This window comes from Nocardia sp. NPDC020380 (assembly GCF_044386975.1).
Classification (GTDB): domain Bacteria; phylum Actinomycetota; class Actinomycetes; order Mycobacteriales; family Mycobacteriaceae; genus Nocardia.
On sequence record NZ_JBIRVQ010000004.1, the window covers coordinates 75,969 to 99,406 of the forward strand.

Genomic DNA, 23,438 nt, shown 5'->3' on the forward strand with positions numbered 1-23,438 from the left:
TAAAACCTCACGTTGACGTGAGAGGCAAGCCCCCGAGCGAGAAAGACGAAAATCCATGCGCATCGGAGAACTCGCAGACCGCACCGGCGTGAGTGTCCGCGCCCTGCGCTATTACGAAGAACAGCAACTGCTCATCCCCGGGCGCACCGCCTCCGGCCAGCGCATCTACACCGACGAAGCGATCGAACGAGTACGCATCTTCCAGCAGTTCTTCGCCGCCGGACTCAGCAGCCGCACCATCGCAAAACTGTTGCCCTGCATCGACACCGGCCACACCACCCCCACCCAACGCGACGAACTACTCACCGAGCGCGCCCGCCTCGCCGCCCACATCGCCACCATGACCGACGCCCTGCACCGCCTCGACGACGTGATCACAGCCGCCGGCCAACGCACCGAAGGACAAACCGTCGCCACTGCACTGACCTGATCGGTCTCGAATCGCGTGACGTGACGAAATGCTGCTGCACCCAGGCGAATTCGCGTAGCGGAAACGGTCAGCCGATTTCGACCGCCTCGCGCAGCGCGCGAAATTCCGAGGCCAGGGCGTCGAGTGTGTAGTGCGCGTTGAGCCCGCTGGGGTTGGGCAGCACCCACACCGCCGTATCGCCGATCCGCTCGGGCTGGGGGCCGATCGTGGTGCGCGGACGACCGAAGGCCGTGCGGTAGGCGCCGATACCGAGCACAGCCAGTACCCGGGGGCGATACCGCTCGATCCGATCGACCAAGGCGCGTCCCCCGGCACGCAGCTCATCGGCGGTCAGCTCGTCGGCCTTGGCGGTCGTTCGTGCGGCCACATTCGTGATCCCCAAACTGAGCCCGAGCAGTTCTCGCTGTTCATCGGGCCGGAAGAGGCGCGGCGTGAAGCCGGACCGATGCAACGCCGGCCAGAACCGATTTCCCGGACGAGCAAAATGGATTCCGGTAGCCCCGGACCACAGGCCCGGATTGATTCCACAGAACAGCACCTGCAAGTCGGGCCCGATCAGATCGGGAATGGTCTTGTCCTGCGCCGCAGCCAGATCCGCAGGCGACGGCCGAGCCGACGAACCAGTACCCATCCCCTCAGTCTGCCGGTGCCCGCCCTGCCCGACGCACACGGGTACCGACAGGCTCGTGCCGAACCATGCCTCTCGACCGTATCCCGTTGCATCGGTCTGCATTTCGAGCTCCCGGGCCCTAGGATCGCGCCGTGAGTGCACCCGAGAGGGTTCTCGAATACATCAACACCATCAAATGGCCCATCGTCGGATTGAGCGTCGCGTTCTGGCTGCGCAGTAGCTTGACCGGGCTGATAGGGCGCCTCCAATCGGCCAAATTCCAGACCGCAGGCGTGTCGGCCGAGCTGGAAGCACGAACAGCCGACGCCGCGAACGCCATCGATGCCGCTCGGCACTCGGTTCAGCGCAACTCCCCACCTGCACCAGCGCCGACACCGACAAACGACGCCGCCACACCACCATTCGAGCAGAGCTATGCATCGAGGGCACAGCCTCCCTTGACCGAGGACCTGTTGCGCAAGCTCCTCGCAACCGACCCCGCCGTCGTCATCGCCTGCGCATTGTCCGCCGACGAAGTGCGCCGCGTGCAAGCCAACCTCGCACTACTCGATCAGTTCACCGCACCCAGCACCCGGATCCGGCAGCTGGCCGCCTCGCAACCCGGCACATCGCTCGAGTTCAACGGACAGAAACTCATCGAACTGGTCAACCGCCTCGACCCGGACCCCGCCGTCCCGATCGCGAGAGTCTGGCCCGGCACCCCCTGGGAACTCGAAGCCACCTTCAGACAACTCGACGCCATCTTCCGCGACGGCACGAGAAATCCAGGACAGGTCAGCGAGGCCACCGCACGCGAGTTCTACGACGCCGCACGCGCATGGGCAGATCAGTACCACGCGTTCCTGACCAGCATCCTGCTGCATGCGTTCGCCGGCAAAGCAATCGGCGCGAAGTCCCCTTCCGACAACGTTGCACTCGCAGCACAAAACTGAACCAGCACAGCCGCTCCGACAGCGAAGGAGGACGCGGTCAGGAGATGATGCGGATTGCGTAGGGCATGATGCCGTCCTCGCGGACCGACGACACGCGGACCACGTCACCGGATTGGGGAGCTTCGACCATCTTGCCGTTGCCGACGTAGAGGGCTACGTGTTCGCTTCCGCCGGGACCCCAGAAGAGCATGTCGCCGCGTTCGCGGTCGCCGACGGGAACCCTTGTGCCCATGTTGTATTGGTAGCCACTGTAGTGCGGCAGTGAGACGCCGACGCCGGCGAATGCGTAAATCATCAGGCCTGAGCAGTCGAAGCCGGTCTTGGCGTAGTCGCCGTGGCGGTCGGCCACGCCGCCGTCGCGGATGCCGAGGGTGGGGCCGTCCTCGTCACCGCCGCCCCAGGCGTAGTCCACACCCAGTTCGGACATGGCGCGGTCGACCACGATCTCGATGAGATCGGCGCGACTTCCGCTCGGGCGGTTCGGTGTACCGCCGCGGCGGGTCGTGGGCGGTGGCGCGTTGTCGATCTGGGTATGGGGACGCTGTCCCTGAGCGAGGCCGGAGGCACGTTCGGCCGAGTCGCGGTCGGCCTTCACGCGGGTCGCGGCGGCGGCGGCCGCGGCACGGGCGGCGGCCTGTTCGGCGCGGCGCTGCTGATCCCAGGCGGTGAACGCGTCGCGCTGGCTCTGCAGGCCGACGACGGTGGCGCGGGCCGCGTCCAGGCGCTGCTGGGCCGAATCACGCTGGGAAACAAGGGTGTTGCGTTGGGAGGCCTGCTGGTCGAAGGCGGTCTGGGCGGCAGCCACCGCGTTCTGTGCGTCGGTCTTCTTGGCTTCGGCATCGGCCGCGGCGGCATCGGCGGCCTGCTGGGCCTGTTTGGCGGTAGAAGTCTTGTTGGCCTGGTCGACCTGGGCGTGGCGCAGCCCGTCCACCACCTGCTGGCGGCTCTTGGAGGCGATGACGAGCACCTGTGCGCGGTTGAGTGCGATCTCCGGGCTCGGGGCGGCCATGTAATTGATCAGTGAGGTGGAGCCGGGGCGCATGTAGACCTGGGCCACGTATTTGTCGAAATCGCGGTGTGCCGCATCGACTTTCGTGCCGGCGTCGGTGAGGTCGGCTTGACACTGGGTGACGGTGCGGGCGGCGGCGTCGGCGGCGTCGCGGGCCACCTGCAGGTCCACGAGTGCCTTGTTGACGGCTTCGCGGCGGGCGGCGACGGCGTCGTCGAGTTGCTGCAGTTGCTGTTCGGCGGCGGCGACCTGGTTGATGAGGGCGCCGACCTCGCCGACTCCGGCGTCGACCTGGGCGCCGGCATTGTTGAGGTCGCTGTCGCTGGGGTTGGGTGGCGGGGGTGGCACGGCATTACCGCTGGCAATCCCGATTGCCAGCACCGCTACGGCTACGAGCAACTCCGTAGCGACCCGTAACGAGCGGCGTCGCCGCATCATCGGTTGTCGCATCGCACCTCCCTGGAGTCCCATCCGGCACTTCATCCCCAACCGTGCCAACGCGAAACCGTACGGCACGTCAAGGATAGAGAGAGATCGCCACGCCACAATCACATTCGTGTAATTCGTGGATAGCCATCAAGTTGCCTGCTCGCGCAGCGATTTTCCGCACGACACGACGGCCGAGCACCCGGAAAACCTTCCGGGTGTCAGCAAGGGTGCAGCGAACGAAACTTGGTCAGGCGACCGGAGAATGCGGGCCGGAAGCGGCGGCGCGCCGCGACTTCACCACGTACAGACCGCCGATCACGGCAACGAGCACACCGAGGATCACCAGGATGATCACCGTCCACGACACGCCCTCGGGCTGTTCGAGCCGGTCCACGAAGGTCCGCGCCGCATCCGTGGTGTGATCGGGCCCGCGATACTTGGCCTTGTCCTCGGCCCACTCCAGCCGCGCCCGGGTGAACTGGTCGCTGTAGGTGCCGACCCAGTCGTCACTGAAGACGACCACGGTGCCGTGCTCGGTCTGGCCGACCTCGGTCGCGAGATCCCGCAGATTCGCTTCGATGCCCGGATTGCCCTGTACGACAATGATGTCGAGGGGGATACCGTGCTCGCGCGCGCTTTCGGCAATCGCGATGAGCCCATCCTTGTCCTTCCCCTGGGGGGCGGACACGTGATCCTCGGCCAGATCAGCGATGATGGCCTTGAGATCGGTGTTCGGCGGTAGTTCCGCCTTCATGGGCGTGAAAACCGAGGTGTGCGAGACGGTCACGAAGGCACAGTACGGCACAAGTTGTCGTATCACTTCACCGCGCCACGCAGAAGTTGCCCGTCACCCCGGTCACACCCCCTCCCGATGTGCTCACAGGACAAGCGTACTGTTAGGGTCGGAACCCGGACGGGGCCTCGCGCCCCGACGAGAGCCATCGGCACAGCCCCGCCGGTGGCCCCCATTCACAGACGAGTGGAGCTGAACGTGACGAGTATCGATACCTTCGGCGCCAAGGGCACCCTCGAGGTCGGAAGCAACTCTTACGAGATCTTCCGCCTCGCGGCTGTCCCCGGCACCGAGAAGCTGCCCTACGCCCTCAAGGTCCTCGCCGAGAACCTGCTTCGCACCGAGGACGGCGCGAACATCACGGCCGATCACGTCCGCGCGATCGCCAACTGGGACCCGAATGCCCAGCCCGACACCGAAATCCAGTTCACGCCGGCCCGCGTGATCATGCAGGACTTCACCGGTGTCCCCTGCATCGTCGACCTGGCCACCATGCGTGAGGCCGTCACCACCCTCGGTGGCGACCCGTCCAAGGTCAACCCGCTCTCCCCCGCCGACATGGTCATCGACCACTCGGTCATCCTCGACGTGTTCGGCACCGCCGACGCCCTCGAGCGCAACGTCGACCTGGAATACCAGCGCAACGGCGAGCGCTACCAGTTCCTGCGCTGGGGTCAGGGCGCCTTCGACGACTTCAAGGTCGTCCCGCCGGGCGTCGGCATCGTCCACCAGGTCAACATCGAATACCTGGCCCCCACCGTCATGGTCCGCAACGGCCAGGCCTACCCCGACACCTGCGTCGGCACCGACTCGCACACCACCATGGTCAACGGCCTGGGCGTGCTGGGCTGGGGCGTCGGCGGCATCGAGGCCGAGGCCGCCATGCTGGGCCAGCCGGTCTCCATGCTGATCCCGCGCGTCGTCGGCTTCAAGCTGACCGGTGAGATCAAGCCCGGCGTCACCGCCACCGACGTGGTGCTCACCGTCACCGACATGCTGCGCAAGCACGGCGTGGTCGGCAAGTTCGTCGAGTTCTACGGCAAGGGCGTCGCCGAGGTGCCGCTGGCCAACCGCGCCACCCTGGGCAACATGAGCCCCGAATTCGGTTCCACCGCAGCGATCTTCCCGATCGACGAGGAGACCATCAACTACCTGCGCCTCACCGGCCGCAGCGATGATCAGCTCGCGCTCGTGGAGGCCTACGCCAAGGAACAGGGCCTGTGGCACGACGCCGACAACGAGCCCGCCTACTCGGAGTACCTGGAGCTGGACCTGGGCACCGTGGTGCCGTCCATCGCCGGCCCGAAGCGCCCGCAGGACCGGATCCTGTTGTCGGAGTCCAAGATCGCGTTCCGCAAGGACATCCACAACTACACCAACGATCCCGAGGCGGCCCCGCACTCGAAGCTGGACGAGGCCCTGGAAGAGTCCTTCCCGGCCAGCGATCCGGCCGAGCTGTCCTTCGCCGACGACGACGCGATCATCCCGAATGCCGCCAACGGCAACACCGGTCGCCCGTCCAAGCCGATCAAGGTCTCCGATCCCGAGCGCGGCGACTTCGTGATCGATCACGGCGCGGTCGTGGTCGCGGGCATCACCTCCTGCACCAACACCTCCAACCCGTCGGTCATGATCGGCGCGGCGCTGCTGGCCCGCAACGCGGTCGAGAAGGGCCTCGCGTCCAAGCCGTGGGTCAAGACCAACATGGCCCCGGGCTCGCAGGTCGTCGCCGACTACTACGAGAAGGCCGGCCTGTGGCCGTACCTGGAGAAGCTGGGCTTCTACGTGGGTGGCTTCGGCTGCACCACCTGCATCGGCAACACCGGCCCGCTGCCCGAGCAGATCTCGGCCGCGATCAACGACAACGACCTCTCGGTCACCGCCGTGCTGTCGGGTAACCGCAACTTCGAAGGTCGTATCTCCCCCGACGTCAAGATGAACTACCTGGCCTCCCCGCCGCTGGTCATCGCGTACGCGCTCGCGGGCACCATGGACTTCGACTTCGAGGTCGACGCGCTGGGCAAGGACAAGGACGGCAACGACGTCTTCCTCAAGGACATCTGGCCGTCCCCGCAGGAGATCGACGACACCATCAAGTCCGCGATCAGCCGGGACATGTTCACCAGCTCCTACGCCACCGTCTTCGACGGTGACCAGCGCTGGCAGGGCCTGAACACCCCCGAGGGCGACACCTTCGCGTGGGACCAGAACTCGACCTACGTCCGCAAGGCGCCGTACTTCGACGGCATGTCGATGGATCCGGCTCCGGTCGAGGACATCAAGGGCGCGCGTGTGCTTGCGCTGCTGGGTGATTCGGTCACCACCGACCACATCTCCCCGGCCGGTCCGATCAAGCCGGGCACCCCGGCCGCGCAGTACCTGGACTCGCACGGTGTGGCCCGCAAGGACTACAACTCGCTGGGTTCGCGTCGTGGCAACCACGAGGTCATGATCCGCGGCACCTTCGCCAACATCCGTCTGCGCAACCAGCTGCTGGACGACGTCTCGGGTGGTTACACCCGCGACTTCACCCAGGAGGGTGGCCCGCAGGCCTTCATCTACGACGCCTCGCAGAACTACCAGGCCGCGGGCATCCCGCTGGTCGTGCTGGGCGGCAAGGAGTACGGCTCGGGTTCCTCGCGTGACTGGGCCGCCAAGGGCACCCGTCTGCTGGGCGTCAAGGCCGTCATCACCGAGTCCTTCGAGCGCATCCACCGCTCGAACCTGATCGGCATGGGCGTTGTCCCGCTGCAGTTCCCGGCCGGCGAGTCGGCCGCGTCGCTGAAGCTGGACGGCACCGAGACCTTCGATATCGAGGGCATCACCAAGCTGAACGAGGGTGTGACTCCGAAGACCATGAAGGTCACCGCCACCAAGGTGAACGGTGAGAAGGTCGTGTTCGACGCGGTCGTCCGCATCGACACCCCCGGTGAGGCGGACTACTACCGCAACGGCGGCATCCTGCAGTTCGTGCTGCGCAACATGATCCGCGGCTAGTAGAAAACCGCAGCGTCCCGGCTTTCGAAGGGCTGTTTCGAAGCCGGGACGTGGTGGCCGAAGACGGTTGTACGGCCGTCCCTGCCACGCGATCCGTTCGCGGGTCGCTTCGCTCGTCGCCAGTGCGGGTTCTCCGTTTCGGTCCCATGATCGTTATGGAGAACCCGCACAACACGTTTCGGAGGAGCCCAGTGCCCAAGGTCAGTGACGACCATCTCGCCGCCCGGCGCAGCCAGATCCTCGATGGCGCGCGCCGCTGCTTCGCCGAATTCGGCTACGAGGGCGCCACCGTGCGCCGCCTCGAAGAAGCGACAGGTCTGTCGCGGGGCGCGATCTTCCACCACTTCCGCGACAAGGACGCCCTGTTCCTGGCCCTCGCGCAGGAGGACGCCGGCCGCATGGCCGAGGTCGCCGCCAATCAGGGCCTGATCCAGGTCATGCGTGACATGCTCGCGCGCCCAGAGGATTTCGACTGGCTCGGCACCCGCCTGGAGATCGCCCGCCGGCTGCGCAACGATCCCGAATTCCGGGCCAACTGGGAAGAACGCTCCGAGGAGCTCACCGCCGCCACCGTGGCCCGGCTGGAACGCCGCAAGGCCGCGGGCGCGCTGCGCGACGATGTGCCCACCGAAGTGCTGCTCGGCTTCCTGGACCTGGTGCTCGACGGTCTCATCGCCCGCATCGCCTCCGGTCACGCCAATGACAATCTGGAAGCGGTCCTCGATCTCGTGGAAGCTTCCATCCGCCGCCGGAACTGATCGTCCGGGGATCCCCCGCCGCCATGGTCCTTACCTTTGCTTGCTAAGTTGCAGCGAGACTGCAGCTGGGAGGTAGGGATTCATGTGTGACGGGTGCGAACCGCTCCCCTGGTTCCGGGCCGACCGCTTCACCCGACGCGACGCACTCCGCTTCGCCGGCGCGCTCACCGCGACCGCGGGCCTGACCGCGGCCCTGCGCCCCGCCGCGGCGGCGGCCGAACCTCGCGCGCTCGATCCCGCGCCCGCCGCGGTCCGCGCCGTGGTGAACGCGACCATCGTCACCATGGATCCCGCGCAACCCGAAACCACCGCCATGCTGCTCGAAGGCGATCGAATCGCCTTGCTGGGCACCGATTCCGAGGTGCAGGACGCCCTGCGCCAGCGCGGCGGCACCGAGGTCACCGATCTCGGCGGGCAGGTCGTCACGCCGGGATTCATCGATCCGCACGGGCATTTCCTGGGTATCGGCGTGGGCACGCTGACCGCGAATCTGGCTGCGCCGCCGCTGGGTTCGGTGGACTCCATCGCCGAGGTGCTCGACCGGCTGCGCACGCAGGCCGCGACCCATCCCGGTATCGGCGATCTGGTCTGGGTGCTCGGCCAGCAGTTCGACGACACCGGCATCCGCGAACGCCGCTTCCCCACCCTCGCCGAACTCGACGCGACAATCCCCGACCGGCCTTTGCTGCTGGTGCACGATTCCGGCCACCTGGCCATGGTGAACTCGCGTGGCCTGGCCAAACTCGGCATCACCGCCACCACACCGGATCCGGCCGGCGGCAAATACGGCCGCAATCCCGACGGCACGCCGAACGGCATCCTCTACGAGACCGCGGCCTCGGCGACCCTGAATTCCGCACTGCCGACACTGGATCCGACCGCCCTGCTGGGCGTACTCGACGCCGCCACCAACGCGGCGCTGTCGGTCGGCGTCACCACCGCACTGGATGCCGCGGCCACCCCAGCCCTGGTCACCGCCTACAACGCCCTCGCACAGGTCCCGTATCTGCAAGTGCGCGTCGGACTCTGGGTGAACGGCGACACCCTCCAAGCCCTGCGCACGGCCGCCGACAAGGCCCCCAATCGCGCGCCGTGGGTACAGACCTTGGGCGTCAAGGGCTTCGCCGACGGTTCCATCCAGGGCTGGACCGCCGCCCTCACCGAGCCGTATCACACCTTCCCCGAAGGCGGCCCGCCCCAAGGCCCGGCGGGTCAATTGCGTTCCTCAGTAGCCGAACTCACCGACCTCATCGTCGAAGCGTTCGCCCGCGACCTGCCCGCCGCCATCCACGCCAACGGCGACGCGGCCGCCGACGCCGTCATCGCCGCCACCCGCGCCGCACGCGAAAAGACCGGCAGCACAGTCCCGGTACTCATGCAGCACTGCCAGGTCCTGCGCGACGACCAGATCACCGCCCTGGCCCCGCTGGGCATCGCCGCCTCGGTATTCGCCCGCCACATCTACGTATGGGGCGACCGGCACGTGGAACTCTTCCTCGGCCCCGAGCGCGCCGCCCGAATGGATCCAGCGCGCAGCCTGATCGACCACGGCGTCTCGGTAACCCTGCACAACGACGCCCCCGTGACCCCGCTGCACCCACTGCTGACCATGCGCGACGCCGTCGAACGCCGCACCGCCTCGGGCCGAGTACTCGGCGCCGACCAGCGCATCACCCCGATGGAAGCGCTCGCCGCCTACACCAGCGAAGCCGCCCGCCAGCACGGCCTGGCCGACCGCGGCCGCCTCGCCCCCGGCCTGCTCGCCGATTTCACGGTCCTCGACGCGGATCCGCGCACCGCCGACCTCGGCGCCATCCAAGTCCAGCAGACCTGGGTAGGCGGGGTGCGCCGCAAATAGACGCGGGTGAGTGCGGAACTCCGAATCTGGCAGCCTGCCGCGACCGAAACGTCCTGGCAGCCGCCAGGACTGGAACCGGCGCGCAGCAGCCGGTCAGGAGAGGAAGCGGCCGATATGGGCCGCCGTCTCGTCGAGGTGACTGATGTACATGTCGTGGCCGGCCCCGGCGATGGTCACGAGTTCCGTATTCGGCCTGCGCCGCACCATCTCTCGCGCGTGTTCCGGTGGAATCACGGGGCTGTCCCCGCCGCGCAGCAGCAATGCGGGGCAGGTGCTGCCGGTCCAGTCGTCCCACCAGTTGCCGATGACGCCGCGCTTGCTGGCGTGGATGTCCTCGGCATTCCATCGGAAGTACCAGCCGTCCGCGTCCTGCACTGCGCTCTCGAGGAAGTGGAACGGTTCTCCGATCGAGGCGAGCCGGCGGATCGTGGCGTGCATCTGGCCCAGGCTGGCGAACCGTCGTGGCAGTTCGTCCAGCCACGAGTTGGTGAAGTCCCCCGCCTCGGCCGGAAAGTCGATCGCGACAAAGGATTCCACGAGGTCCGGGCGTTGCGCGGCCAGCTGGTAGGCATTGATCGCGCCGAGTGAGTGGCCGATGATCGCGACCGGTCCGAGTCCGAGTTTCTCGATGAAGGCGGCGGTGTCGGCGAGGAACGCCGCGCGGGAGTAGTCGCCGGGCTTATCGGATTCGCCGTGTCCGCGCTGGTCCGGCGCGATGATGCGGCGGTCGAGGCGTTCGGCCAAGGGCATCCAGCCGCGGCCGCAGCCGAATGCGCCGTGCAGGGCCAGGATCGGACGGCCCGGTCCGCCGGAATCCACGTAGGCGAGCCGGGTGCCGTCGGGGGTTGTCATGAAGTCGGTCATGCCGGTAACTCTAATAGAGTGTCTCTAATCGAGCTATCTCTTTTCGAGATAAGTCGAATAGAGGCTATGGTTACCCCATGCTGGAGGTGAGCATCCTGGGATTCCTGTTCGAGCAGCCCATGCACGCGTACGAGTTACGCCAACGCATCTCGGGACTATCCGGCCACATCAAGCCGGTCAGCGACGGCGCACTGTATCCGGCATTGAAACGGCTGCAGACCGCCGGACTGCTCACCAAGGACGATGACGGCGGCCGTCAGGTCTACACGCTCACCGCGGCCGGGCGCGCGGATCTGCTGCGCCGGCTGCGGGATCCGGCCCCAGTCGAGATCACCGACCGCAACAACTTCTTCATCCTGCTGGCGTTCCTGCGTTTCCTACCCGATCCGGCCGACCAACTCACCGTGCTGCGGCGCCGGCTGGCGTTCTACGAGGAGCCCGCGAGCTACTTCTACGAGCAGGGACGGCCACTGAAGGCCGCCGAGATGCCGGATCGTTTCCGGCGCGGGATGCTCACCATGGCCGCGGCCACCAGCACCGCCGACAAGGAGTGGCTGCGCGCGGAGATCGCCGACCTCGAACAGCGCGCGGCCGACGCCCGATAGATCGCCGGTTCAGTCGAGAGTGCCGAGACCGGCCAGGAGCACCCGCACCATGCGGTCGAGCTCCTGACGCTCGCCCGCGGAAAGCGGTGCAAGGATGCGGGTTTCGTTCTCCACATGCTCGGTGACCGCCACGTCGATCACCTGCAGTCCGCGATCGGTGAGCACGACCTTGACCGCGCGCCGGTCCCCCGCGTCGGCGACGCGCCGCACCAATCCCGCCTTCTCCAGCCGGTCCAGCCGGCCGGTCATCCCGGCGCGTGAGGCCATGAGTGTATCGGCGAGCACCGACGGGTTGAGCTCATAGGGCTCGCCCGAACGGCGCAGTGCCGCAAGCACATCGAACTCGCCGCGCTGCAATCCGTGTACGCCGTGAACGGATTCGATCTGCTGCCCGGCGATCAGGTAGAGCCGGCCCAGGCGGCCAATGATCGCCATGGCCTCCAGATTCAGGTCGGGCCGTTCGCGCCGCCACTGCGCTTCGATCGCGTCCACCGCGTCGGCTTGCTTCTCACCCATGGACAACACTCTATTCGATGCCATATAGTTCGGTAGCGAATTATCAATCAACGAACAGTTTGGGATCAGTCATGAACGCCACTTCCCGTTCCGCCGTCATCCGCCAGCCCCAGGACGCCGAGACCATCGGCGCCGGCAAGCCGGTTTCGGTGCGCCTGCTCATCGATTCCAACGAGGCCGGCGGCTCGAGCAGCACGGTCGAGGTCACCATGGCCCGCGGCGCCGACGGTGCGACGCCGCACTACCACACGCTGTCCGACGAGCTGTTCTATGTGGCCGACGGCGAACTGCAGGTGATGGCCGGGGACAAGATCGTCACCGTGGGCGCGGGCGGGGCCCTCGTGGTGCCCAAGTTCATGCCGCACGCGTTCGGCGCCGCACCCGACAGCTCCGCCCGCCTCCTGATCGCCCTCACCCCCGGCGTCGAGCGCCACGACTACTTCCACTTCCTCGAGCGCCTCGCCCAAGGCCAGGCCACGCCCGCCGATATCGATCAGGCCCAGAAGGATTACGACAACTACTTTCTCGACGCTCCCCAGTGGTGGGCCGAGCGCAATGCCAATCGCGCCTGAACAGGCCGGTCGACCTGCGCCGATGCCGGTCGCGCCAACCTGCGGCAATACCCTTCCGAACGGTTTCTCTGCCGGTAGCCCGGCAATCGCCGCGATTGTGCGTCATGCCACTGCGATTCCGGGATGAGCGCCACCGGGGGCATCGTTGTGTGGTTCATGGTTTTCTCTGTTCCGATCACCGTTCGCGGGTACGAGCTCGATATCAACGGTCACCTGAATCAGGCCGTATATGTGCAGTACGCCGAGCACGCGCGATGGGAGTTGCTGCGCGCGGCGGGCCTGCCGGGTGACAAGCTGGTGGCCGCCGGGATCGGGCCGGTGGTGCTGGAGCAGAACATCAAGTATTTCCGTGAACTGCATCTGGGTGACGAGGTCACGGTGAGCTGCGAATTCGAGTGGTCCGGCGGCAAGGTTTTCACGATTCGGCAGCAGATCCTAAAACTGGACGGCACGGTATCCGCGCAGGTCGACGTGGTCACGGGGATCTTGGATCTCAAGGCGCGCAAGCTGGTTGCCGATCCGGCTGGCGCTCTGCGCGCACTGTCCGATTCACCGGACGCGCTCGGTCTCTGACCGCCCGGTCGGTACCCCGCCGCGGCGCCCGGTTATTCATCGAATTTTATTCGGCCCTAACGCTTTCTGCCGCCCCCGCATCGTTTGCCGGGGCGGCAGAATTCTTTCGTTGCGGACCGGATCGACGGTGTCGCGGGATATGATTCAGATCACGCTCGGCCCCGCAGCAAATCCCGAGCAGATCGGAGTTCAGCATGACCGGCGCCCTGCACCGACCCGGATCAACCGCCATCGCCACCACCGCGCCACCGCTACCCGGCTACCTCGTCGCAGCCACCGAGCGAAGTATCAGCGTGCGGGTGAGCGACGGGACCTGGACATTCCGTCGCGCCGATATCCTCGACCTCACCGACTGGGAAGTTGCGGCCGCACAAGGAATCTGCGACGGCCGCCCGGTCCTGGTGCGGATACGCAATGGCGCCACCGCGGATTTCACGCAGCGCCGGCGCATCGAACTCACCGACCGCCCCCTGACCCTCCCGCAGGACCACAGCCCCGTCCGTGGCGACGACGAACTGCGCCGGCTCACCGAAACCTGGGCCCGCGGACTGGAACTCACCCCCGACCCCGGAGTCGGCGGCGCCACCATGACCTGCTGCCAGACCCGGTCGCATCACGGTAGCGACGACGGCACCGCCTGCGACAGCCTGGACTGACGGGTACGCCGATGGCCGCCCGCACCACAGGATCGGTGCTCATCGTCACCGAGGCCGACGACCTCCACGGTGACGCGCTCACCGCCACCCTGCGGAAATATCACGGACACAACGCCATCCGCCTGGACATGCGCGACTTCCCGCGCGAGAACGGCACTTTCCGCCTCGGCGGTGACGGCAGCTACCGCAGCCTGTCCCACGTCATGGGACTCGACGACGTCACCTCGGTCTGGTGGCGGCGCCCGCACCCGACCGATGTACCCGCCGGCGCCAGCACCGAGGACAACGATTACCGCCGCGCCGAATGCGATGGCTTCCTGCAGGGCCTGCTGTGGTCGATTCCCGCGCTGTGGGTGAACGATCCGGGCGCGGACCGCACCGCCAACCGCAAGATCGTGCAGCTGGAGACGGCATACCGGGCCGGCTTCGCGGTGCCCGAGACCCTCGTCACCAACGATGTCGACGAGGCCCGCGGGTTCATCGAATCCCGGCCCGGCCCAGTGGTTTACAAACGCACCGGCACCGGCCGCGGCGCCTTCACCGAGACACGCGTGGTGACGCCGGGGGATCTGGGCCGCCTGGGCACGATCCGCAACTCCCCCACCATCTTCCAGAGCTATGTCCACGCCGAATGCGATCTGCGCATCGTCTGGGTGGACGGCATCGAGTGGGTGGTGCGGATCGATTCGCAATCCGGTGTGGGACGGGTGGATTCGCGCCTGGACACATCCGTCGCCTTCACCGCGGATCGGCTGCCCGCCTCGGTGAGCAAGTCCCTCACGACCCTGATGGGGGCGCTGGGACTGGCTTTCGGCGTGCTCGACCTGCGTGTGGGCCTCGATGGCGAGTTCTACTTCCTGGAGGTGAACCCCCAGGGGCAGTTCGCCTATCTCGAAATCAAGACCGGTCTACCGATTTTCGAGAGTCTCGCTAATCTGCTCGTCTTCGGCGACGGGACCGTCATCCGCTAGGTCACATGCGAACCGGCAAGTCGTCGACCGGCTTTCGCCGGTCGCGACCATGCCTCACACGCGGCTACTTGCTCTTCGCGGCTTTCCGGCGATTCGCACCGCCTCTGCTGCGGAGCTGCACATGCGACTCCACGAGCACGTTGTGGATGAAGCCGTACGATCGCCCCGTCTCCCGGGCCAGGGAGCGGATGCTGGCTCCTGCCTCGTATTGCTTCTTCAGTTGGGTCTGCAAGCGATCCCGCGACTTTCCGGTGACGCGCGTGCCTTTACCCAATACGGCTTTACCCTGTGCGGGCCTGTCACTCATGGCTTCCTCCGAGTCGCCGTGGGCGCCTCATTCAAGGTTAGAGACTCGGACGGCTGTGATCAACGAATCATTGTGATGAGAATCACCAGCGTACCGAGGTTGTGACGCCCAGCCCCGCGGACAACGGAAATCCCCCACCCATCCCACGATAGCGGCCCGACCTGGACCGCGCGGTCCTATCCGCTACGGGAATATCCAAATCCGCTGTGAGACAGTCGATATCGTCGACGGTGATCGTCGTGCGAAAGCAACGAGAGCGGCAGGTTCGGCTTTCGCCGCACCGCGGCAAGCACACTCGAGCACCCGCAAACTCTCGAGAAGCCCACAGGCGGGCACCGCGCGTCGAACGCGCGGCGCCGCTGGGGTGAAACGACTCTCGCCGGTCAGGCGAGCTGGATGAGTTCCAGGTAATCCTGCGACCAGTGGTCCTCGGTGCCGTCGGGCAGCATGATGACGCGCTCGGGATTCAGCGCCTCGGCCGCGCCCGGATCGTGGGTCACCAGCACCACCGCACCCGCGTAGCTACGCAGCGCGTCGAGCACCTGCTCACGCGAGACGGGGTCGAGGTTGTTGGTGGGCTCGTCGAGCAGCAGCACGTTCGCGGCCGAGGAGACCAGACCGGCCAGGGCCAGACGCGTCTTCTCACCACCGGACAGGGTGCCGGCGGGCTGTTCCAGCTGCGGACCGGAGAACATGAACGCGCCCAGCAAACCGCGCAGATCCTGTTCTCCCGCATCGGGAGCCGCGTGCCGGATGTTCTCCCACACCGTGGCCTGATCGTCGAGAGTGTCGTGTTCCTGGGCGAAGTAACCGATCTTCAGGCCACGGCCCGGATCGATCTGCCCGGCGGTGAGGGTCTCCACGCCGGCCAGCAGCCGCAGCATGGTGGTCTTGCCCGCGCCGTTGAGGCCCAGGATCACCACCCGGCTGCCCTTGTCGATGGCCAGGTTCACGCCGGTGAAGATCTCCAGCGACCCGTAGAGCTTGGTCAGGTTGGTGGCCATCAGCGGCGTCCGGCCGCAAGGGGCGGGCTCGGGGAATTTGATGCGCGCCACCCGGTCGGCCACGCGCACATCGTCGGCCTCGGCCAGCATACGCTCGGCGCGCCGGACCATCTGGTGTGCCGCAGCGGCTTTGGTGGCCTTGGCGCCGAGCTTGGCGGCCTGCTGCTTGAGCGCGGCCGCCTTCTTCTCGGCATTGGCGCGTTCGCGCACGCGCCGCTGTTCGTCGGTGGCGCGGGCGTCGAGGTACTTCTTCCAGCCCATGTTGTACATGTCGGCCTCGCCGCGCACCGCGTCGAGGAACCACACCTTGTTCACCACGTCCGCGAGCAGTTCGACATCGTGGGAGATCACGATGAGCCCACCATCGTGGTTCTGCAGGAACCCGCGCAGCCAGGTGATGGAGTCGGCGTCGAGGTGGTTCGTGGGCTCGTCGAGCAGCAGCGTGGTGTCGGACTTGCCGCCGCTACCATCGGAGGCGGCAAACAGGATGCGCGCCAACTCGATTCGGCGCCGCTGACCACCGGACAGTGTGCGCAGCGACTGCGCCAGCACCCGCTCGGGCAGCCCGAGGCTGTTGCAGATCCGCGCGGCCTCACTCTCCGCGACGTACCCGCCCAGCGCCGAGAACCGCTCCTCCAGCCGCCCGTACTTGCGCACGGCCTTGTCCCGCTCATTGTCGTCGGCGACCTCGGCCATGATCACCTGCTGCTTCTCCATGTCCCGGAGCAGCTTGTCCAGTCCACGCGCCGACAGCACCCGATCCTTGGCCAGCACGTCCAGATCGCCCTCACGCGGATCCTGCGGCAGATATCCGATTTCGCCCGAACGGATCACGGTCCCGGCGTAAGGTTCACCCTCACCGGCGAGAATGCGCAGCGTGGTGGTCTTCCCAGCGCCGTTGCGCCCCACCAGCCCGATCCGGTCACCGGCCTGCACCCGCATCGCCGAGCCAGGAGCCGTCAACAGGGTGCGGACTCCGGCCCGGACCTCCAGGTCGGTCGCGGTGATCACAAGTGTCTCCTCGGTGCAGGCGTAAGCCGGTCATTAACTGGTCGATTGTGCGTCCCCTCGACACACAAGAACCACCGATTTTATCTCACCCGACATGGACCCCAAGGTCAGGGCCACCATCCCCGACCAAGATCGGCTCAGCACCCAGTTTGCTCCGACTTCAACGGTTCGAGACTCTCCAGCATCTCCGGGTTGTCTACCGCCACGGGCACGCCACCGTCGGGGCCAAGGGAGCGTCGAACAGCTTATGCCGTTCTATATCCGAGTGTCCCAGTTCAGCACTGGCAGGGCGAGGATCACCCGTCTTGCTCGCGATGTCCGCAGCGACCGTATCCCCGCGGTTGCCGGACTTCGGACCGGCAGCAACGAGACGGGCGCAGCTGTGCTCCATCGGCTTTGTCCCGACTTTGTGCCTCACGCGTGACATCGTGTGCCATCAGCACGAAACGGCATTGCCTTCGCTGACCGAGAGCGGCATCGTCCACACTAGGCCCAAGATCGAAGGCTTTCACACTCCTCCCCCGAAATCGAGAGCCGATGACCAACCCCAGTCAGTGGCTGCCCGCGCCGCACATCTCAACCGCGCCAGGTATTCCCGGCCCGATGCCGGTTGCACCGATCCCGCTGGTAAGTATCGGCGATATCACCGTTTTGCCGGGAGTGATCATCACACCCGCAGGACCACTGCCGTTGAAAGGCGCGCAGTGGAATGCCGTCGACAATTCTCGGAGCGAGACCAGGATTCCGCCCTATGCGATCGTACTCGCAATCCTGTTGTTCCCCTTGTGCTTTATCGGCATGTTTTTCCTGATGATCAGGGACACACAGATTTCGGGCTACGTCGAGGTCAGCGTCGCAAGTGCAGGCCGCTACCACCTAACGGCGATTCCTGCGCAGACACGCGAAACCTTCGCAGAAGTCATGTCCCGGTTCACACCGGGAAATTGGGAGATGGTCACCGAGGCGTTCGGCCCGATCGAGAAACCCAACCCCAGCGTGAGTCCGCTGGAAACGTCTACTGCGCAACCGATCTGGTAGCCGAGGGTGATCGTGCCGCCGGTGATCGGTTGCGAGCCTTTGCCGTTGACCTCGGCGATCGCTTTCAGAGAGACGAAGCCTTCGCGGCTAACCGGCGAACTGGCCAAGTTGGGCCAACGGTCGAGGTTCTCGGCGGTCTTGGTGACCGCCAAAGTCCACCCGTCGTCGGTCACGGTCTGCCGATACTTGTCGGCCACCGGATCCGCCACGGCCGATCCGGCACTCCAGACAACCGCCAGGACGGTGGTAGAGAACGCGGCGCACGCGCCGGCGGTACTGATTTTTCGAATGCCCATCGGCAGTCCCTCCCGCAAATCACTGCCGAGCAAATTCCTAGCAAACTCAGACAGAGACTTACATTCCCGCCGCCGGCTACAGAAGACGAAAGTGGTACTCGTCACGAATGCAGCGAATAGAGTCCGAGGTCATAGTTTCAGTTGCACTTGGACGCGAATCTCCCGAAGAGACGCTGGGTCCTGGCACCGGAAAACCCGCTCGGATGCAGGCCAACCATGGGGACACATGCCCGAATCGTTACCGAACCGGACAAACTGGATTCGGTGTCGGTTGCCTGGCAAGGTGGCTGCTCCTGATGTTGCACACGGACGCCGATGAGCCGACTCGCATCCCGCGTGTAGGCGATCCGGAGTACTACTACGCGAAGAACATCCAAGCCCGCATCGCCGAAGAGGACCCTCACGCGGGGCGCCACCGCTGCCATACCCGTCGGTCATCCATCAACTCTCGGGTGGCGGGGAACTGGCTGACGATCGTTTCGACATCTTGAGAACTGCCCGACGTCGGCAATCGTCCACAACCGACTGCAACAGGTCCGCCGGCGCGCAGAATCCGCAGCGTGGACACACTGGCGCACGATCCGCGGCACGTATTCGATAACAAGTTTGTTTGCGGGTGTTGAATTTCGACCCGAAATCCGGAGTTCTTGCACGGGCGGACATCGGCCGCTCCCAACCGAATTCTGTGGAGGTGCGTCACCGATGGGCAATAACGACATGCGGGGTCGGGTTGGCCGGACTTCCTGCCCGACTCAATTTCTTGGACACCGTGGGGTGTTCGCACAGCCCGACGTGTAAAGGATTGTTTTCCAGTAACTCCCTGGGTACCGGGTGGACGCAGGAAATGACTCGCTACCACGGCATTTGGCCCCATTTGTATGGGGCGTTCAGACGCTCCACCGAACGCCCCATCGACTGCCCCACTGAATGCCCGGCCGATCGAGCACGGCATGACACGATGTCGTCGACGATCACTGACACAGCGGCACTTCATCTACCGTTGCCGGGAGACCGTCCTGCTTCGGAACCCCGCAGGCCCTCGACGCGGCGGCGCGCGATGTTCACAGGGTCGGCGAGTGTGTCGCGCCGCCGGGCCAGCGCCTCGGCTGTCGCCCTGAGCTGATTCGTGGCGTGCGGTCAAGCGGGCGGAGCCTGAGTGATGAACTGATGATCGGTTCGCACTCGGGCGTTACCGTCGAAGATCAGGAACTGCATTCCGGCCGCGGCCACGGTGACCCCGTCGGGAGCTAGCATCCGCCACGGCAGCCGCACCGCACCGTGATGTGCCGCAGCAGTGTCGGTGATTTCGAAAGTGAAGCCCTTGGCGATGAAGGCATCCCAGTTGCGGGTGACCGCGGTGTCGATCCCGCCGTCACCGGTGTAGAAGTTGCCCGCGGTCGCGTAATCCGCTGTGGGCGAATACAGTTCCGCGACCAGATCACTTCGCCGGGCCGGGTCCTTATCTGTCCACGTCGCGGTGTACAGGTCGAGGGCGTGCTGTAGATCGATCATGATTCCTCCGAGGGGTGCCGCCTCGAGATGTGTTGGCGGGCGGTCTGTCTGCGACCGTAGGCATGTGCGGCCCGTCCCGCTTTCGCCTGGGCGCACGCCCCTTTCGTTCCGGCGCACGGTCCCCGCATCGACCGGCACGTTGTCAGCCCGGCGCGCGCCCGATATCGTGATCGACGGTCGATAGGCGTGAATTCGGGAGACCCATGGTGAATCACGTGGTGAGCATCACCGATATCGCACTGGGCCTGGGGTTCGGGTCGTTGAGCACATTCAGTACGACCTTCGGGAAGCGGTTCGGTGTCACGCCCAGTGAGCTCCGCGAACTACCGGCCGCACGGCCTCGACGTGTAACAGGATTGTTTTCGAGTAACTCCCTGGGTACCTGATGGCAGCTGGAAACGGCCATCCAAGTGGGCATTCGATGCCTCCGGCCTGGGGCGTTCAGGCGCCCCACCGAACGCCCCACCGACTGCCCCACCGAACGCCCCACCGAATGCCCGGACCGCTCTTGGAGCTACCGAGCACGGTCGACGTGGGTGTGTCCTCAGCGTGAGACGGCCCGCTCCGCAACCACTGTCGCGCCCCGGCGGCGGCGCCGCTCGAGCACGGCCGGTAAGCCCAGGACCGCCACGCCGACCGTTGTCGTGAGCGCCAGCAGCACCCACAGCGTGGTTCGGTACGAGGTCAGGAATACGCGGCCGATCACCGTGGTGGCGGCGCGTTTGATGATCGGTTCCACGCGGGCACGCAGTGGTTGCGCGCTGTCGTTCGCGGCGGCGTCTCGGGCGCAGCCGGGTGGGGTGCGTTCCGGGGTCGGCGAGGTGAACTGCATGGTGGCGCAGCGGGCGAAACGGTCGGCGATCGGTGCGCTGAACGGTGCTGCGACCGTGGCCAATTCGGCTTGGATTCCTGGTTGTTCGTCGGCGACGATCGACGGGCCGACGGCGGCCACCTGATGGAAGAACAGCACGCCGATCAGGGCGACGCCGAACGAGTTTCCGACCTGTTGTGCGGTCGGGATCAGGCCGGTGGCCGAGTCCATGAGCCGGGCCGGGACCGCGGCGACGACGACGGATTGGAGCTTGGCTCCGGCCATTCCGGCGCCGAATCCGCCGGCGATGAGCGGCAGGACGAGTACGGGCACCGTCAAAGCCCGGGCATCCGGCTGCACCGCGACGAGCCACCCGGCGAGCGACACCCCGAACAGCAGGCTCCCGAGGCCGATCGCCGCACTGCCGGTCAAGCGCGGCGCACGCGAAATCCACAGTGCGCCGGCCACCGCGCCGACCGAGAAGGGCAGGGTCAACAGCCCGGTCTGCAGGGGTGAACGCCCAAGCCCCACTTGGACGGACAATGACATCACGAAGAAGTAGGCCGCGAATACCCCGTACATCACCAGGCAGGTGAGGATCCACAGCACGAACCGCGGCGAGCCGAACAAGGTGATGTCGACCAGCGGCTCACGGCCGAGTTGCTGGTAGCGCCGCTCGTGGATGACGAAGAGCGCGAAGAGCACGACCGCCGCGGCCAGCAACGCGAGAATGCCTGTCGACCAGTTCTTCTCCCGGCCGAATGACAGCGAGTAGACCAGCGCGAAGAGCGCCGCCGCCGACAGCAGCGTGCCGATCAGGTCCAGCGGCAAGGCTTTACGCGCCACGGCGCCACGCAGTTTGGACACCGAGATGACCAAGGCGATGGCGCCCGGGAACAGGTTGACCAGGAAGATCGATCGCCACGACAGATTCATCGGATCCGCGCCCAGCAGCAAGCCGCCGAGCAGCGGGCCCAGCATCGCCGCCACTCCGGCGACCGCGCCGTAGATCGAGAAGGCGACCGTGCGGTGGTTTCCCTCGAATCTCGTGGAGATGATGGCGATCGACTGGGCCGACATCGCCCCGGCCGCGGCGCCTTGTATGGCTCTGGCGAGGATCAGCACCGTGGGAGTGCCTGCGATTCCGCACAATACGGACGCGGCGATGAACACCGCGAGCGCTGCGGTGAAGAACCCGCCCCTGCCGTAGCGGCCGCCCAGCCGCGAGGCCGGCAGCAGCGAACAGGCCAGTGCCAGCGTGTAGATCGTCAGCACCAGCGACTGTTCGGAGAAACTGGCGCCGATGTCGCGGGTGATGTCGGGCAGGGCGATGGTGACGATCGTCGCGTCGATCATCTGCATGAACACCGCGATGAAGATCGCCGCCAGGCCCCACCAACTGCCGCGGACCGTGGCCGAACCTGCGTCAGCCGTGGACAACTAGCGCCTCTTCGACCCGGTAGTCACCCGTGGCGGCGACGGATGTCAGGACTCTGCGGAACGTCTCGAGATAGGTCCGCACCGAGGCATGCGCGGTCGGGGTATCGGGGAACAAGGCGGCGAGTGAAACCCCGTCGTCGAGCCAGTTCAGCCAGAGATACACCTCCTCCGACGAGCCGCGACTGCCGAACACTCCGGCGTCCATCTCCGAAAGGATCGCCGCGCCGGGCAGTTTCCGCACATCCAGGAACGAGAGCATCGGGGCGAACCAGCCTTCCCGGACATGGAATCCGGGTGTTCCCTGCAGGAGCTCGACGACCCGGTGCAAGGACACGCCTGAGAGTTTCTTCCCGTCTTCGAATGCCGTTGCGGCCGCGAGCGCGACATCGCGGAACTCGTGCGCCTCGTCGATGCTGAACATCAGCGGGATGAGGCTCGCGTACCAGCCCACCGATATCCGCTCGAGCTCGGTCGTCCGCGCGCTCTTGGGCGTCAGCCCGAAATAGGTCGTGCGCCCGGCCAGTTCGCGATCGACATGCGCCGCGGCCGCGAAAACGCCCGCTACCAGCCGGAACCCACCCGCACGGCACACCGCCTCGAAGTCTGCGGCAGCGGCGGCGTCCAGGAGTTGTTCGGTGTGCATGGCCGCATACGCCGGCCCGGAATCCGTGCCGAGCGGCAGCGGGAACGACGGCAGCTGCCCGCCGTTGGCCTTGATACGGTCCGACCACCCGACGATCTCCGGCGAATGCGCGCCGAGCGCGGCGGTGGTGGCGCGTTCCCGGTCGCAGAAGGACCGATAGCTGGCGACCGGCGCCTCGATCGGCAATCGCCCGCCCGCCAACTCGAAATAGCGGTGCATGAATTCGGCGGCCATGATTGCGCTGGAAATCGCATCGCAGTACAGGTGATCCATTGCGGAGATCACCGTGAAGGATTCGCCGTGGTCCAGGATTCCGAAGGTGAAGCAATCCCAGTGGAAGGGATCCGGAGTGACCTGCTGAATGATATCCAGTACAGGCGTGTCCCGATCCTCGTAGGTATGCGCTTCGAACGCGATATTCCCGGCGTCGAGGACTCTTCGGATCAATTTCTTGTCCGTGCCGAATTCGAACCAGCTGTGCATGGAATCGTGCCGCCGGACGAACGCGGCGAACGCCGCGGTAGCGATCTCGATATCCACGCGGCCCGGCAGCCGGAACGTGAACAGCATCAGCCGGTCGATCCGTCTGCCGAGGTCGGCGCCGGTGCGCGCCACCTTCAGATATGCCTCTTGCTGGTAGGACGGCGGCGTGGCGCCGACCGGGGCCTCGAGTGCTGCTGCCCGGGTGGCGTCCGTCGGCCGGATCACGGTCAGTACGCCGGTCGGCGGAGCCCAATCTCCGATAAGGCCGGTATTCACCATGGTGAGCAACTTTCCTGAAA

The 23,438-nt window shown here is 66.2% G+C and carries 22 protein-coding genes; 11 read left to right on the plus strand and 11 right to left on the minus strand.

The genetic code is table 11. From position 1 onward, the window contains the following. The first annotated feature begins 55 nt into the window (after nt 1-55). Nucleotides 56-430 carry a MerR family transcriptional regulator gene (locus ACH438_RS11455; protein WP_397003929.1) on the plus strand — a complete coding sequence of 125 codons (375 nt, stop codon included), beginning with the start codon at nt 56-58 and terminating at the stop codon, nt 428-430. A 67-nt stretch (nt 431-497) separates the two neighbouring features. Here ACH438_RS11455 and mug read toward each other — a convergent pair whose 3' ends face one another. Continuing rightward, on the minus strand, nt 498-1,061 hold the full coding sequence (mug, locus tag ACH438_RS11460) for a G/U mismatch-specific DNA glycosylase (RefSeq protein ID WP_397003931.1): 564 nt from the start codon (nt 1,059-1,061) through the stop codon (nt 498-500). Nucleotides 1,062-1,192: 131 nt separating this feature from the next. Between mug and ACH438_RS11465 the strand changes: the two genes are divergently transcribed. After that, a complete protein-coding gene (locus tag ACH438_RS11465) occupies nt 1,193-1,993 on the plus strand; it encodes a hypothetical protein (RefSeq protein WP_397003933.1) in 801 nt (266 codons plus the stop codon). A 37-nt stretch (nt 1,994-2,030) separates the two neighbouring features. Here the strand turns inward: ACH438_RS11465 and ACH438_RS11470 are convergent, their stop codons facing one another. Together ACH438_RS11470 and ACH438_RS11475 are read right to left on the minus strand one after the other, a co-directional pair. Then, nucleotides 2,031-3,452: an NlpC/P60 family protein gene (locus tag ACH438_RS11470; RefSeq protein WP_397003935.1), complete on the minus strand. Its 1,422-nt coding sequence runs from the start codon at nt 3,450-3,452 to the stop codon at nt 2,031-2,033. A gap of 226 nt (nt 3,453-3,678) precedes the next feature. Then, nucleotides 3,679-4,218: a DUF6676 family protein gene (locus ACH438_RS11475; protein WP_397003937.1), complete on the minus strand. Its 540-nt coding sequence runs from the start codon at nt 4,216-4,218 to the stop codon at nt 3,679-3,681. Between the two features lie 204 nt (nt 4,219-4,422). Here ACH438_RS11475 and ACH438_RS11480 point away from each other — a divergent pair, with 204 nt between their 5' ends. The 3 genes from ACH438_RS11480 (at nt 4,423) to ACH438_RS11490 (ending at nt 9,837) form a co-directional block, all read left to right on the plus strand. Next, nucleotides 4,423-7,221, plus strand: coding sequence for an aconitate hydratase (locus tag ACH438_RS11480; protein ID WP_397003939.1), 2,799 nt, complete (start codon nt 4,423-4,425; stop codon nt 7,219-7,221). Between the two features lie 191 nt (nt 7,222-7,412). Continuing rightward, on the plus strand, nt 7,413-7,979 hold the full coding sequence (locus ACH438_RS11485) for a TetR/AcrR family transcriptional regulator (protein ID WP_397003941.1): 567 nt from the start codon (nt 7,413-7,415) through the stop codon (nt 7,977-7,979). 82 nt (nt 7,980-8,061) lie between these two features. Then, nucleotides 8,062-9,837, plus strand: coding sequence for an amidohydrolase (locus ACH438_RS11490; RefSeq protein ID WP_397003943.1), 1,776 nt, complete (start codon nt 8,062-8,064; stop codon nt 9,835-9,837). Nucleotides 9,838-9,930: 93 nt separating this feature from the next. Here the strand turns inward: ACH438_RS11490 and ACH438_RS11495 are convergent, their stop codons facing one another. Further along, complete coding sequence (locus ACH438_RS11495; protein WP_397003945.1) at nt 9,931-10,701, minus strand: alpha/beta fold hydrolase; 771 nt, start codon at nt 10,699-10,701, stop codon at nt 9,931-9,933. 77 nt (nt 10,702-10,778) lie between these two features. Between ACH438_RS11495 and ACH438_RS11500 the strand changes: the two genes are divergently transcribed. Beyond that, nucleotides 10,779-11,306, plus strand: coding sequence for a PadR family transcriptional regulator (locus tag ACH438_RS11500; protein ID WP_397003947.1), 528 nt, complete (start codon nt 10,779-10,781; stop codon nt 11,304-11,306). Between the two features lie 9 nt (nt 11,307-11,315). Here ACH438_RS11500 and ACH438_RS11505 read toward each other — a convergent pair whose 3' ends face one another. Beyond that, a complete protein-coding gene (locus ACH438_RS11505; protein WP_397003949.1) occupies nt 11,316-11,822 on the minus strand; it encodes a MarR family winged helix-turn-helix transcriptional regulator in 507 nt (168 codons plus the stop codon). A gap of 71 nt (nt 11,823-11,893) precedes the next feature. On the opposite strand from ACH438_RS11505, the gene ACH438_RS11510 reads away from it, so the two are divergent. The 4 genes from ACH438_RS11510 (at nt 11,894) to ACH438_RS11525 (ending at nt 14,594) form a co-directional block, all read left to right on the plus strand. Next, complete coding sequence (locus ACH438_RS11510; RefSeq protein ID WP_397003951.1) at nt 11,894-12,394, plus strand: cupin domain-containing protein; 501 nt, start codon at nt 11,894-11,896, stop codon at nt 12,392-12,394. Nucleotides 12,395-12,517: 123 nt separating this feature from the next. Further along, complete coding sequence (locus ACH438_RS11515; protein ID WP_397003953.1) at nt 12,518-12,967, plus strand: acyl-CoA thioesterase; 450 nt, start codon at nt 12,518-12,520, stop codon at nt 12,965-12,967. A 194-nt stretch (nt 12,968-13,161) separates the two neighbouring features. Beyond that, a complete protein-coding gene (locus tag ACH438_RS11520) occupies nt 13,162-13,623 on the plus strand; it encodes a hypothetical protein (protein WP_397003955.1) in 462 nt (153 codons plus the stop codon). A gap of 11 nt (nt 13,624-13,634) precedes the next feature. Then, on the plus strand, nt 13,635-14,594 hold the full coding sequence (locus ACH438_RS11525) for a hypothetical protein (protein ID WP_397003957.1): 960 nt from the start codon (nt 13,635-13,637) through the stop codon (nt 14,592-14,594). Nucleotides 14,595-14,658: 64 nt separating this feature from the next. On the opposite strand, the gene ACH438_RS11530 is transcribed toward ACH438_RS11525, so the two are convergent. The 4 genes from ACH438_RS11530 to ACH438_RS11545 all read right to left on the minus strand — a co-directional run bounded on the left by ACH438_RS11530 (nt 14,659) and on the right by ACH438_RS11545 (nt 19,762). Continuing rightward, nucleotides 14,659-14,901, minus strand: a complete 243-nt coding sequence (locus ACH438_RS11530; RefSeq protein ID WP_397003959.1) for a helix-turn-helix domain-containing protein — start codon at nt 14,899-14,901, stop codon at nt 14,659-14,661. 383 nt (nt 14,902-15,284) lie between these two features. After that, nucleotides 15,285-16,916, minus strand: a complete 1,632-nt coding sequence (locus ACH438_RS11535; RefSeq protein WP_397003961.1) for an ABC-F family ATP-binding cassette domain-containing protein — start codon at nt 16,914-16,916, stop codon at nt 15,285-15,287. Nucleotides 16,917-17,785: 869 nt separating this feature from the next. Further along, a complete protein-coding gene (locus tag ACH438_RS11540) occupies nt 17,786-18,250 on the minus strand; it encodes an MspA family porin (protein ID WP_397003963.1) in 465 nt (154 codons plus the stop codon). Nucleotides 18,251-19,387: 1,137 nt separating this feature from the next. Further along, the gene (locus ACH438_RS11545; RefSeq protein WP_397003965.1) at nt 19,388-19,762 is read right to left on the minus strand and encodes a hypothetical protein; all 375 of its coding nucleotides are present in this window, start codon (nt 19,760-19,762) and stop codon (nt 19,388-19,390) included. A 203-nt stretch (nt 19,763-19,965) separates the two neighbouring features. Between ACH438_RS11545 and ACH438_RS11550 the strand changes: the two genes are divergently transcribed. Further along, nucleotides 19,966-20,148 carry an AraC family transcriptional regulator gene (locus tag ACH438_RS11550; protein WP_397003967.1) on the plus strand — a complete coding sequence of 61 codons (183 nt, stop codon included), beginning with the start codon at nt 19,966-19,968 and terminating at the stop codon, nt 20,146-20,148. Between the two features lie 158 nt (nt 20,149-20,306). Here the strand turns inward: ACH438_RS11550 and ACH438_RS11555 are convergent, their stop codons facing one another. Then, on the minus strand, nt 20,307-22,013 hold the full coding sequence (locus ACH438_RS11555) for an MFS transporter (protein ID WP_397003969.1): 1,707 nt from the start codon (nt 22,011-22,013) through the stop codon (nt 20,307-20,309). Next, a complete protein-coding gene (locus ACH438_RS11560; protein WP_397003971.1) occupies nt 22,000-23,418 on the minus strand; it encodes a condensation domain-containing protein in 1,419 nt (472 codons plus the stop codon). The genes ACH438_RS11555 and ACH438_RS11560 overlap by 14 nt, the downstream gene beginning before the upstream one ends. Between the last annotated feature and the right edge of the window lie 20 nt (nt 23,419-23,438).